Here is a 12,111-nt window from a genome sequence, read left to right as displayed (position 1 = left end):
ACGCCGCCGAGGTCGACGGAGCCGGTGTCCCGGCCCGCCGTCTCGTGGGCGTCGGGCTGGTGGACGGCCTCGACGATCGGTGCCGGGGCGGGGGGCGGCAGCTCGTTGCCCCACGCGCCCTGAGCGCCCGGCAGCAGCAGGTCCTCGTCCTCGGCGGGCGCCTCGGCGAGGTAGGTGTACGCGCCGTGCCCGAGGCCCGGCTGCTCCACCATGCCTGCGCTCTCCGGCTGTCCCTCGGCCGGGACCTGGCCGGTGTCGGTCATGCGTACCCCTCGCCCATCGGTTTAGTGCTCCTACGACCAGCTCACCCGGAACGGCGCACCGACCGCCCCGTAGTGAGAACGAGCGTCCGTGCGCATCGGCACGAACGACCCGCCAGAAATGGCGACAAAGCCATTCGGTGGCATTCTCGCGGCCGTTCGGCCGTCGTGACAGCGAGATCACGCGACAGCCCGTTGTGGACTGCGCCACGTTGCGCGTCCTCCGGTTTTGCCGTACCTCACCCACCGCCCCAAAGCGGGCGAGCTTTCCGGACATTGACGAACGAACTTCCGGACCGCCGGTGCGGTACAACGATCGGCCAGCCTACCGCGCGCGGTACGACAAACCGATCACGGGGCGAACCGGTCCAGAAGAGCGGCGGCGGGTTCAGCGCGCGGTCTCGCGCGGGGGCAGTTCACCGCCGAGCAGGAAGACGACGCTCCGCTCGTTCTCCGTCCAGGACTTGGTGTCGAGTCCGACCGCCTGGAGGAGGGCGCACTCGACGCGGTAGCCGTGCTCGGTGAGGTCCCGGCCGATGAGTTCGGCGGCGTCCCGGGTGGCCGCGTGGGCGACGATGCGCTGCGGGCGCCGGTCGGCCACGGCCGAGACGACGGCCGCTCCCCCGCCGCCGACGCGTACGACGTCCGGCTCGGGCAGGTTCTCCAGGATGTGCGGCGCCTCGCCGCGCACGATCTGGAGCTGGACCCCGAACTGGCGGGCGGCGGCGTCGGTACGGGCGCAGGACTCGGGGTCGGCGTCGACGGCGAGCACGGCGGCACCGGCGCGGGCGGCCTCCACAGCGAAGGCGCCGGAGCCGCAGCCGATGTCCCACACCAGGTCGCCGGTGCGCGGGCCGAGCCGGGCGAGCTGGGCGGCGCGGAGCAGTTCGTTCTCGCCCTCGCCGAGGACGCCGCCGTACACCTCGTCGGGCTGGGTCCAGCCGCGCGGGCCGGTGCCGGGGTCGCGGCCGGCGATCCAGCCGTCGCCCACGAGCGCGCTCTGGGGGCCGCCGATGACGATGACGACGTTGGGGTCGCGCCAGGTGTGGTCGGCGGCCTTGTCGGAGGTGAGGACGCTGACACGTTCGTTCTCGGTGCCCATCTCCTCGCAGACGACGAAGGTGCGGTGCACCCCGTCGAGGAGCAGGCCGAGTTCGGCGGGTCCGGCGCCGGGGGCGGTGAGGACGGCGACCTTGCTGTGGGCGCGGCACACATTGACCGCGCGGCGCAGGGTGCGGGGGTGTGCGACGACCACATGGGCGTCGTCCCAGGGCATGCCCGCGCGGGCGAAGGCGCCGGCCACGGAGGAGACGCCGGGCACGACCTCGACCTCCAGGCCGAACTCCGGTGCGCGCAGGGTGCGGACGACGCCGAAGAAGCCGGGGTCGCCGTCGGCGAGCACGACGGCGGTGCCGCGGTGGCCGGCGATCCGGCGGGCGGCCAGGCCGACGCTGCCCAGGCGGACGCGTTCGGCGGTGGCCGGAATCTCCTGGAGCGCCAGGTGGTGGGGGGCGCCCGCGACGAGCGTGGCGGCGCCGAGGGCGCCGCGTGCCGCTTCGGTCAGCGGCGAGCCGTCCCAGCCGATCACCGTGACCCGGTCGGCCATCGTCGTCAGTCTCCAGGTGTCGGTGTTACGTCAGTGCCCCGGTACGGGCTTGGTGAGATTACCTGGTGGTCCGGCCCGGCGGGGCGGCGGGGCGGGGTCAGTTCCACTGGGCGTACGAGCCGAAGCCCCGGCTGTCGGCCAGCTGTTCGTCGCTGCCCTCCAGGTCCTCGGGCAGCAGGCTCCACACGATGAAGTCGGTGCGCATGTCGGTCCAGGTGCCGTCCTCGGTGCGCACGTGGACTATGCAGGCGTTGCGGAGCACGCCCTCACTGATGCAGCCGATCTTCTGGGCGACCTGCTGGGAGGCGGTGTTGTCGGCGGCGGTGCGCAGTTCGATGCGTTCGAAGCGCTGGTCGCCGAAGAGCCACTTGGCGGTGGCGAGCGCGGCCTCGGAGGCGTAGCCCTCGCCGCGCGCCCAGGGGGCGATGATGTACGACAGCTCGGTGGACCGGATGCGCCAGTTGGTCTTCCCCAGCCGGACCACGCCGACCAGGCGCTGGGTGAGGAACTCGGTGACGGCGAGGTCGATGCCGCGTCCGGCGGCGCGTTCGGCGGGCGCGTACTGGGTGATCCAGCGCCGGGCGCCGTCCTCGGTGAAGGGCTGGGGCACGTCCGTCCAGGCGGCCACCTGCTCGTCGTTCATCATCTCGGCCAGGGCGGGCAGGTCGTCCTCGTCGAGGGGACGCAGCACCAACCGCTCCGTCGAGATGGAGATGTTGGGGAAGGTGCTAGTCATGCGCCGCTCCGTAACCTTCGGTGATTCGTGAGGGTCCGTCAGGGCCCCGCTGAACTGCCCAGCATGCAGCATGACAGCACCGGAACGCACGCACGGGCCCGCCCCCTGCCGCCCGTTCCGGGAGGCGGGGGGCGGGCCCGGTGCGCCGGTTCAGTTGCCGCTGACGGGCAGGACCGACCCCTTGTACTTGTCCTCGATGAACTTCTTCACCTCGGGCGAGGTCAGCAGCTTCGCCAGCTTCTCGACCCGCGGGTCGTCCTCGTTGCCCTTCTTGACCGCGAGAAGGTTGGCGTAGGGGTTGTTCTTCGCGGACTCCAGGTAGACGGCGTCCTTGGTGGGGCTGAGGCCCGCGTCCTGGGCGAAGTTGTTGTTGATGACGGCGGCGTCCATGTCGTCCAGGGAGCGCGGAAGCTGGGCGGCCTCCATCTCCTGGAACTTCAGGTGCCTGGGGTTGCCGGTGACGTCGGCCGGGGAGGCGTCGGCGCCCGCGCCGGGCTTCAGCTCGATGACGCCGGCCGAGGCGAGCAGCTTCAGCGCCCGGGCCTCGTTGGTGAGGTCGTTGGGCACGCCGACGGTGGCGCCGTCGCGGAGCCTGGTGACGTCCTTGACCTTGTGGGAGTAGACCCCCATGGGCGGCAGGTACGCCTTCACCACCGAGACCAGGTCCGTGCCCTTGGACTTGTTGAAGTCGTCGAGGAACGGCTGGTTCTGGTAGAGGTTCGCGTCGAGCGTGCCCTCCTGGAGCGCGGTGTTCGGCAGGACGTAGTCCGTGAACTCCTTGATCTCCAGCTTGAGTCCGGCCTTCGCGGCGAGCTTGTCGTCGATGTGGTGCAGCACTTCGCCGGCGGGGACGGGGGTGACACCGACGACGAGCGGGCCGTCGTCGGCACCTCCCTTGCCGGTGTCGGAGCCTGAGCCGCAGGCGGTGAGGCCGAGCGACAGGGCCGCGGCGGTGGCCGCCGCGAGCCAGGTGGTCTTGCGCATGGGTCGATCCCCTTGAGAGCGGTCGGGGTCCGGCTGCCGGGTGCGGTCAGCGGGATCAGAAGGAGGGGATGACGGAACCCTGGTACTTGTCCTGGATGAACTTCTTCACCTCGGGCGAGGTGAGCAGCTTCGCCAGCTTCTTGACCCGCGGGTCGTTCTCGTTGCCCTTCTTGACCGCGAGGAAGTTGCCGTAGGGGCTGTTCTTCGCGGACTCCAGGAAGATGGCGTCCTTGGCGGGCTTGAGGCCGGAGGATATGGCGTAGTTGCCGTTGACGACCGCCGCGTCCACGTCGTCCAGGGAGCGCGGGGTCTGGGCCGCCTCGACCTCCTTGAACTTCAGGTTCCTGGGGTTCTTGGTGATGTCGGCGGGGGTGGCCTCGGAGCCGACGCCGTCCTTGAGGGTGATCAGCTTGTCGGCGGCCAGCAGCTTGAGGGCGCGGGCCTCGTTGACGGCGTCGTTGGGGACGGCGACGGTCGCACCGCTCTTGAGGTCGTCGGCCTTCTTGACCTTGTGGGAATAGAGGCCGAGCGGCTCCAGGTGAACCGTGACGACGGGCACGATGTGGGTGCCGCGCTTCTTGTTGAAGTCGTCGAGGTACGGCTGGTTCTGGAAGTAGTTGGCTCCGACCGAGCCGTCCTCGGTGGCCGTGTTCGGCGTGATGTAGTCGGTGAACTCCTTGACCTGCAGGTCGAGTCCGGCCTTCTTCGCCAGGTTCTTCTGAACGAAGTCGAGGATCTCGGCGTGCGGGGTGGGGCTCGCGGCGACGATCAGCGGTCCGCTGGTGTCGGTGGAGCCGGAGTCCTTCCCGGAGCCGCAGGCGGAGAGACCGAGGGTGAGGGCTCCGGCGGCGAGGACGGCGGTGGTGAGCTTGGCGGTGTTACGCACGAAAAGTGCCTTTCCTTAAAGAGGTGGTGCGACCCCGGACTTGGGTGGCCGGGAAGTCTTGAGGGGGCCTGCGGGCGCTCAGGCGACCTTGGAGATGTCGGCGGCGGCCGGCTCCTTGGCCTTGAGCAGGCGCAGCTTCGGCACCGGTCCGGAGCCGCCGCGGCCGTGCAGGGAGCGGGCGGCGAAGTCACCGGCGAACTGGATGAGGGAGATGACGACGGCGAGGATGCCGACGGTGATCCACATCAGTCCGGTCTCGAAGCGCTGGTAGCCGTAGCGGACGGCGAGGTCGCCCAGCCCGCCGCCGCCGACCGTGCCGGCCATGGCCGAGTAGCCGATGAGCGCGATGATCGTCGTCGTGGTGCTGGCGATCAGCGAGGGCAGCGCCTCGGGGATGAGCACCTTGCGGACGATGGTCCAGCTGTTGCCGCCCATGGCCTGCACGGCCTCGACGAGTCCGCCGTCCACCTCGCGGACGGCCGTCTCGACCAGCCGGGCGAAGAACGGGATGCCGCCGATGGCGAGCGGCACGATCGCGGCGGTGGTGCCGATGGTGGTGCCGGTCACCCAGCGGGTGAAGCTCATCAGCGCGACCATCAGGATGATGAACGGCATCGAGCGGCCGACGTTCACGACCTGGCCGATCACCTTGTTGGCGACGACGTTCTGGAGCAGTCCGCCGCGCTCGGTGAGGACGAGGAGGATGCCCAGCGGCAGGCCGAGGGCGATGGCGATCAGGGTGGACCAGAGCACCATCGAGAAGGTCTCGGAACACGCCTGGGACAGCAGCGGCTGTATCTCGGACCAGGTCACTTCGCACCCTCCGTCACCAGAACGGGCTCACCCTCGGCGTCGACCACGTCGACCTGGAGGCCCTGCTCGCGCAGGAAGCCGACCGGCACCACGTTGTCCTCGTAGCGGCCGGGCAGTTCGATGCGCATCCGGCCGATCTGGAGGCCGCCGACGGTGTCGATGGCCGCGCCGAGGATCGAGATCTCGATGTTGTAGGTGCGGGCCAGCTGGGAGACGACCGGCTGGGTGGCCGCCTCGCCGTGGAAGGTGATGTCGAGGACGGTGCGGTCGTCGGCACTGGCCTCGCCACCGACCGGGAACAGGGCGGAGGCCAGCTGCGAGCCGGGGGTGGCCAGCAGTTCGCTGACGGTGCCGGATTCCACGATGCGTCCCTTCTCCATGAGCGCGGCGGAGTCGCAGATCGACTTCACCACGTCCATCTCGTGGGTGATCAGCAGGACGGTCAGGCCCAGTTGCCGGTTCAGGTCGCGCAGCAACTGGAGGATGGAGCGGGTGGTCTCCGGGTCGAGGGCGCTGGTGGCCTCGTCGGAGAGCAGCACCTTCGGGTCGCCGGCCAGGGCGCGGGCGATGCCGACGCGCTGCTTCTGGCCGCCGGAGAGCTGGGCCGGGTAGGACTTCGCCTTGTCGGCGAGACCGACGAGGTCGAGCAGTTCCAGCGCCTTGCGGGAGCGCTCCTTGCCGGACTTTCCGAGGATCTCCAGCGGCAGCTCGATGTTGTCCTGCACGGTGCGCGAGGACAGCAGGTTGAAGTGCTGGAAGACCATGCCGATGTGGCTGCGGGCCCGGCGCAGTTCCCTGCCCGCGCGCGGTCCGCGGCCGGCGAGGGCGGTGAGGTCCTGCCCGGCGACGGTCACGGTGCCGGCGGTGGGGCGCTCCAGCAGGTTGACGCAGCGGATCAGGGAGGACTTTCCGGCGCCGGACTGGCCGATGACGCCGTAGACCTCTCCTTCGCGGACGTGGAGGTCGACGCCGTCGAGGGCGGTGACCTCACGGCCGCGTGAGCGGTAGACCTTGGTCAGGCCCGAGGTGGTGATCACAGGGGTTTCCGTCACTGTCGAGTGCCGGGCGCGGGTGTGCCCGGTGGGGGTCCCCCCTGCTCGAGCGAAGCCGAGAGCTTGGGGGAAGGTGCATGGGATTGCATTTCAGGGACGCGGCACGGTTCTCGCGGTGGCGAGTGAACCGGGGAGAACAGCGTGTGCGCGAACGGCACGGGGTCCGGTACGCCGGTGTTCCGGTGCCGGGCCGGGCCAATGGCTCTCGCTTCGGGGCGCGAGGCTCTCAGATGGTGCGGGGGCCCTCTAGAAGGCGCGCATTCGGCACGTCATGCGACACATACAACGAGCACCGGGCGTGTGGGTCGCCTCGGTCGCAAGGGTGCGGCTGCTCGTCGTGGTCATGCGGTCAGTAAACCAGACCGGCCGCGCGGACCGGAGAGACCTGTCCACATGCTGGACATCCTTGGACGGCGCCGGCGAGACGCACCGTCCCAGGTGAGCGCCGGGTCACCCGCGTCAGCACGGGGCAGGGGCGCATGCGAGAGGAGCGGCGCCGGGCCCCGCGGCGCCGGCGGCTGTGGCCAACACCACGGTGCTCGTCCGCGTGCCGGGGGCGGCGACGGGCGTCCGATTCGGCCGTAATAAGGTCTCCGCATGCTCAATGCCCTGACGCTGGTGACCGGGATCGCCGCGCTGCTCCTGGCGGCCTGGTGCGGCTGGGCCGCACACCGGGACCAGCCGACCAAGGACTGGCACTTCATCGGCATGGCCGTGGTGTCCCTGCTGGCCGTGGTCCAGCTGGTCGTCGGGATCGTGCTGCTGGCGCGGGGCGAGAAGCCGGACCAGGGCACCACGATCTTCGTGGCGTATCTGCTGGGCGCGCTGGCGTGCGTCCCGGCGGCGGGCTTCATGTCGCTGGCCGAGCGCACGCGCTGGGGCTCGGTGACGGTCGCGGCGGGCGGCGTGGTGCTGGCCGTTCTCGAAGTACGGCTCTTTGACATCTGGGGAGGCTGACATGACGGCGCTGGAGGAGAAGCCGGCCCGGCTGATCAGCGGGCCGGGCATGCTGCTGGTCTGGTTCTACGGCGTGATGGTGGTCGGCGCCGTGTCGCGCTCGGTCTACCAGATCGCCACGGAGTTCGACCGGGCACCGCTCGCGTACTCGCTGTCGGCGCTCGCGGGCGTGGTGTACGGGTTCATCACCTACACCCTGGTGCGGGGCGGCGAGGCGGCCCGCCGGGCGGCGGTGGTGTGCTGTGCCGCCGAGCTCGCGGGGGTGCTGATCGTGGGCACCTGGACGCTGGTGGAGCCGTCCGCGTTCCCGGACGCGACCGTGTGGTCGGACTACGGCATGGGGTACGTCTTCATTCCCGTTCTGCTTCCCCTGACCGCGCTGTACTGGCTGCGCGCGGCGCGGCGGCGGCAGGCGGCCTGAGACCGCCTGCCCCCAGGCGCGTCAGGCCGTGGCCGCGTAGGCGGCGGCCGGCTTCTCCAGGACGATCATCTCGACGCCGTCGGCGCCCAGTGAGCGGCCCACGGCCCGGTAGCCCAGCTTGCGGCAGAGCCGCAGCCCGCTCTCGCTGCGGTGCCCTGTCCGCATCCGGTACGTGGTGGCGCCGCGCTGCTCGGCGAGTGCCTTCTCGGCCGCTCCCAGCAGACGGGCACCGATGCCGTGGCCCTGGAGGCGGGGGTGGACGCAGAGCATGCCGATGGCGGCCGCGCCGTCCTCGGTGAGCCGGCCGCGCACCGAGCCGACCACCTCGTCCCCGAGCCGGGCGACGAAGACGCAGTCGGCGGCGACCTCCTCGCGCACCTGGTCCAGGCTCTGCACCAGCGGGTCGATGCGGTAGTTCCCGTAGCGCGCGGCCTCGCTCTGGAAGCAGAGGTACTGGAGCCGGAAGATCTGCTCCGCGTCCGGCTCGGCCGCCGCCGAGATGGTCACGCTCATGCCCATGTGCGCATGCCTCCCGCTCACCTGATCACTGTTGTCCCCCACCTCTATCCCCGTGCTTCGGCACTGGCAACCTCCGCCGCCAGCATTCGTCGCAGACATCCCAGACATCTGGAGCGTTCCGGTCCGAGACTGCCCTGTGAGATGCCCAACTCCCCCGCGATCTCGCGGTAGGTGAGATCGCGCGGGGAGAGCAGGGCCGCCATGATGCGCGGGCAGCGGCCGGGCAGCCTGCGGACCGCGTCCCGTACCACCCGGTGCCGGGCCGCGCTGAGGGCCAGCTGTTCGGGGCCGGGCCCGGTGTCGTCGGCGGGCTCGTCGTCGTAGGGCCGCTCCACGCCGTGGGTACGGCGGCTCAGCCGCCCTTCGTCGCGTACGGCGTCGCGGAGCCAGCCGGACGGGTCCGGGGGCGGCCCCTGGCTCTGCAGCCGCTCCAGCAGCCGGAGCCAGACGGCCTGTTCCAGATCACCGGGTTCGCTCCCCGAGGCATATGCCTCGGCCGACGCCTCCGCGGTGAGGAGCGGGCGCAGCTCGGTCAGCAGGTCGTGGGTCATATGCGTCGAGACGCGCCGTCCCGGCACGCGGGTTTCCGGGACGGCGCGCTGTCACCCGGATCGGCGGGTGCGGGGCGCGGGTGTTGACGCTCCGTCCGGACTCAGTGGCCCAGGAAGTCGGCGCGGGCCAGCACCCCGGTGTCGGCGTTGTCGGTGAAGACGCCGTCGATCCCGGTCGCGAAGTAGGTGCGGTACGCGCCGAACACGTCCCCGTAGCCGTCCGGGGCGCTGCCCTTGCGGAACTCGGCCGGGAGGAACGGGTTCTCGTTGCGCATGGTGTACGGGTGCAGGATCAGGCCGACCTTGTGCGCGTCGGCGACCAGCCGGGTCGGCTCGCCCAGCGTGCCGTCGGACTTCTTCGGGATGACCAGGTCCAGGGTGGGACCGATGCCCTGGGCGTACCCCGCGATCTCGCGCAGCCCCTTCGGCGTGACCAGGTCGGCCACCGTGCGGGGGTCGCCGGTGGCGACGAAGTCGTAGGGGCGGGTGCCCGCGGCGTCGAGGAGGACGACCAGCGGATTGTCGACGATCCGGTTGAGCCGCTGGATGCTGGTCGGCTCGAAGGACTGCAGGACGACCGGCGAATTCCGGGTGTCCTTGCCGTACTTCCGCAGCAGCTTGGCCACCCGCTGCTCCGGGTCCAGGCCGAGGCGGCGGAAGTAGGTGGGGTGCTTCAGCTCGGGGTAGATCCACACCTGGCGGCCGCGCTCACGGGTGCGGGCGTCCTGCCATTTCAGCACCTCCTCGAAGGTGGGGATCTCCCAGCGGCCGTTGTAGAGGGTGTTGTGCGGGCGGTTGGCCGGGATGCGCTCGACGGCACGCAGCGTCTTCAGCTCGGCGAGCGTGAAGTCCTCGGTGAACCAGCCGGTGACGGAGACCCCGTCGAGGACCTTGGTGGTCCTGCGGCCGGCGAACTCGGGGTGCGAGGCGACGTCGGTGGTGCCGCCGATCTCGGGCTCGTGACGGCAGACGAGATGCCCGTCCTTGGTGGGCACCAGGTCACCGGCCTCCACGATGTCGGCGCCGAGTTCCAGTGCGAGGTCGTAGGAGCCGAAGGTGTGTTCGGGGCGGTAACCGCTGGCGCCCCGGTGACCGATGATCGTCGGCACCGGCAGGCTCTTCAGGCCGCGTCCGCCGGACCCGGCCGTCCGGGTGTCCGCCGCCCGGGCGGCGGAGGGCAGTCCGAGGACCGCGCCGCCCGCGCCGAGGACCGCCGCACCGAGGACCGCGCGCCGTCCGGTCGCGCGCGAGGGCTGGTTGGTCCGGTCGCTTTCCATACGCGTCTCCCGCTGTCGTTACAAGGGTCTTCGTGGGTCTGACCTGTGCTGTGTCTCTTGGGGTGCGCGCCGATCGTAGGGGCGTGGACATGACGGAGGGGAGACCTCGGGGGGAACACGCGGGTGCGGGCCGATGGCACGGCGGGGTGTTCCGTGAGGGATGAGCCCGTGTCAACAACACGTAAGACCTCGGTGAATCGCGCGGCCCGATGTGCGCTTTCCCCGTAGCCGCGAGTAATGTCCTCACCTGCACAGACTCATATCGTCCGCTCGGCCTGGAGGACCCGTTGTCCCGCTTCGCGCTCATCAAGGCAGTGCTCGCGCCGGCCATGCGCCTGATGTTCCGCCCCCAGGTGGAGGGCCTCGAGCGCATCCCCGGTGAGGGCCCGGTCATCCTGGCGGGCAACCATCTCACGTTCATCGACTCGATCGTGCTGCCGGTGGTGTCCAAGCGGCAGGTGCAGTTCATCGGCAAGGACGAGTACGTCACCGGTAAGGGGATCAAGGGTCGGGCCATGGCCTGGTTCTTCACCGGGGTCGGCATGATCCCGGTGGACCGGGACGGCGCGAACGGTGGTGTGGCGGCGCTGATGACGGGGCGCCGGGTCCTTGAAGAGGGCAAGGTCTTCGGCATCTATCCCGAGGGGACTCGTTCTCCCGACGGGCGGCTCTACCGCGGGCGTACGGGAATTGCCCGGCTGACGCTCATGACGGGGGCGCCCGTGGTGCCGTTCGCCATGATCGGGACGGACAAGCTCCAGCCCGGCGGGAAGGGTTTTCCCCGGCCGGGGAAGGTCACGGTGCGCTTTGGCGAGCCGATGGAGTTCTCGCGGTACGAGGGGATGGACCGGGATCGCTATGTGCTGCGGGCGGTCACCGATTCCGTGATGGCTGAGGTCATGCGGCTTTCCGGGCAGGAGTACGTGGACATGTACGCCACGAAGGCCAAGGCCGCCTGAGGTTGGTCTGCGGGTGCGGGTGCGCTGTGGCGGGGCGCGGTTCCCCGCGCCCCCGAAAGCCGAAGGGCTAGAAGCCTCCGCCCTGCCGTTGGTTCTTCAGCAGGAACCACGCCGCCAGCGCCGTGCTGAGCAGGACCGCCGCTCCCGCTCCCGACGCCAGGTGCAGGCCGTGCACGAACGACTCTCTGGCCGCTTCCAGCAACGCCTCTGACGTCGGGGCGGGCATCCCCGCTGATGCTTCCACTGCCGCGCCCAGGGACTCGTGGGCCGATTCCGGGGTGCCCGGCGGGGCCGCGAAGTCGCGGTAGGCCGCTGTGACGATGGAGCCCAGCAGGGCGATTCCCAGGGCCGCGCCCAGTTCGTAGGCCGTTTCCGAGACCGCTGAGGCTGCGCCCGCGCGGTTCCTGTCCACGCTGGAGAGGATCACGTCGGAGGTGACGGTGAAGGAGAAGCCCGCGCCGGTGCCGACGATCAGCAGGGCGGCGCCGAGCAGGGGGTAGCCGGTGGTGGCGTCGAGCGTGGTGAGGACGGCGAGGGAGACGCCGATCGCGGCGAGGCCGCCGGAGACCACCGCGCGTACCGAGAAGCGGCGGGCCGCACGGCCCGCGATCAGGCCGGCCACCACCGCGCCGACGGCGGCGGGCAGTTCGGCGAGACCCGCCTCGAACGGGTGCCGGCCCTGGACCAGTTGCAGGAACTGGGACAGGAAGAACACCAGCCCCGACATCCCGAGCACGGTCAGCAGATCCGCGAGCACCGCCCCGCTGAAGCCCCGGTGCCTGAACAGCCGCATGTCCAGCAGCGGGGTCGCAAGGGTGAGCTGGCGCCGCACGAAGCCGTACAGCGCGGCCGCGCCCAGCAGGCCGGTGGCCAGGGTGAGCGGGCCGAAGCCGTGGGTGGCGGCCTCCTTGACCGCGTAGACCAGCGCGAGCATGCCGACCAGCGACAGCAGCACGCTCGCCAGGTCCCACGGGCCCGGGTTCGGGTCGCGGGACTCGGGCAGGGTGCGGATGCCGACCAGGACCAGGACCGCCATCACCGGCAGGTTGATCAGGAACACCGAGCCCCACCAGAAGTGCTCCAGCAGGAA

14 protein-coding genes are annotated in these 12,111 nt (G+C 70.7%); 3 read left to right on the top strand and 11 right to left on the bottom strand.

The features are described from left to right. The 7 genes from GT030_RS35560 to GT030_RS10160 all read right to left on the bottom strand — a co-directional run. On the bottom strand, positions 1 to 263 hold a 263-nt coding region (locus tag GT030_RS35560), incomplete at its 3' end, for a hypothetical protein (protein ID WP_202459925.1). Positions 264 to 648: 385 nt separating this feature from the next. After that, positions 649 to 1,866: a precorrin-6y C5,15-methyltransferase (decarboxylating) subunit CbiE gene (gene cbiE / locus GT030_RS10185; RefSeq protein WP_161200818.1), complete on the bottom strand. Its 1,218-nt coding sequence runs from the start codon at positions 1,864 to 1,866 to the stop codon at positions 649 to 651. 97 nt (positions 1,867 to 1,963) lie between these two features. Beyond that, positions 1,964 to 2,602, bottom strand: a complete 639-nt coding sequence (locus tag GT030_RS10180; protein ID WP_161200817.1) for a GNAT family N-acetyltransferase — start codon at positions 2,600 to 2,602, stop codon at positions 1,964 to 1,966. A 150-nt stretch (positions 2,603 to 2,752) separates the two neighbouring features. Beyond that, on the bottom strand, positions 2,753 to 3,586 hold the full coding sequence (locus GT030_RS10175; RefSeq protein ID WP_161200816.1) for a MetQ/NlpA family ABC transporter substrate-binding protein: 834 nt from the start codon (positions 3,584 to 3,586) through the stop codon (positions 2,753 to 2,755). A 55-nt stretch (positions 3,587 to 3,641) separates the two neighbouring features. After that, positions 3,642 to 4,472: a MetQ/NlpA family ABC transporter substrate-binding protein gene (locus GT030_RS10170; RefSeq protein WP_161200815.1), complete on the bottom strand. Its 831-nt coding sequence runs from the start codon at positions 4,470 to 4,472 to the stop codon at positions 3,642 to 3,644. A gap of 78 nt (positions 4,473 to 4,550) precedes the next feature. Further along, the gene (locus GT030_RS10165) at positions 4,551 to 5,285 is read right to left on the bottom strand and encodes a methionine ABC transporter permease (RefSeq protein WP_135788105.1); all 735 of its coding nucleotides are present in this window, start codon (positions 5,283 to 5,285) and stop codon (positions 4,551 to 4,553) included. Further along, on the bottom strand, positions 5,282 to 6,322 hold the full coding sequence (locus GT030_RS10160) for an ATP-binding cassette domain-containing protein (RefSeq protein ID WP_135792709.1): 1,041 nt from the start codon (positions 6,320 to 6,322) through the stop codon (positions 5,282 to 5,284). Before GT030_RS10160 ends, GT030_RS10165 begins: the two co-directional genes overlap by 4 nt. A gap of 612 nt (positions 6,323 to 6,934) precedes the next feature. On the opposite strand from GT030_RS10160, the gene GT030_RS10155 reads away from it, so the two are divergent. Then, complete coding sequence (locus tag GT030_RS10155; RefSeq protein WP_031180113.1) at positions 6,935 to 7,294, top strand: hypothetical protein; 360 nt, start codon at positions 6,935 to 6,937, stop codon at positions 7,292 to 7,294. Position 7,295: 1 nt separating this feature from the next. Next, positions 7,296 to 7,715: a hypothetical protein gene (locus GT030_RS10150; protein ID WP_086693360.1), complete on the top strand. Its 420-nt coding sequence runs from the start codon at positions 7,296 to 7,298 to the stop codon at positions 7,713 to 7,715. Positions 7,716 to 7,736: 21 nt separating this feature from the next. Here GT030_RS10150 and GT030_RS10145 read toward each other — a convergent pair whose 3' ends face one another. The 3 genes from GT030_RS10145 to GT030_RS10135 all read right to left on the bottom strand — a co-directional run bounded on the left by GT030_RS10145 (position 7,737) and on the right by GT030_RS10135 (position 10,062). Continuing rightward, entirely contained in the window at positions 7,737 to 8,234 is a 498-nt protein-coding gene (locus tag GT030_RS10145; RefSeq protein WP_130339775.1) for a GNAT family N-acetyltransferase, read from the bottom strand. 44 nt (positions 8,235 to 8,278) lie between these two features. Beyond that, complete coding sequence (locus GT030_RS10140) at positions 8,279 to 8,785, bottom strand: sigma-70 family RNA polymerase sigma factor (protein ID WP_161200814.1); 507 nt, start codon at positions 8,783 to 8,785, stop codon at positions 8,279 to 8,281. 101 nt (positions 8,786 to 8,886) lie between these two features. Continuing rightward, a complete protein-coding gene (locus GT030_RS10135; protein WP_161200813.1) occupies positions 8,887 to 10,062 on the bottom strand; it encodes a glycerophosphodiester phosphodiesterase in 1,176 nt (391 codons plus the stop codon). Positions 10,063 to 10,271: 209 nt separating this feature from the next. On the opposite strand from GT030_RS10135, the gene GT030_RS10130 reads away from it, so the two are divergent. Beyond that, positions 10,272 to 11,021, top strand: a complete 750-nt coding sequence (locus GT030_RS10130) for a lysophospholipid acyltransferase family protein (protein WP_086693356.1) — start codon at positions 10,272 to 10,274, stop codon at positions 11,019 to 11,021. 67 nt (positions 11,022 to 11,088) lie between these two features. Here GT030_RS10130 and GT030_RS10125 read toward each other — a convergent pair. Next, positions 11,089 to 12,111 (bottom strand): MFS transporter (locus tag GT030_RS10125; protein WP_161200812.1); only part of this gene is annotated, 1,023 nt, incomplete at its 5' end.

Origin of the sequence: Streptomyces sp. SID1328 (assembly GCF_009865595.1) — a bacterium.
Classification (GTDB): Bacteria; Actinomycetota; Actinomycetes; order Streptomycetales; family Streptomycetaceae; genus Streptomyces; species Streptomyces griseoluteus.
This window is presented reverse-complemented; position numbering and strand designations above follow the sequence as displayed.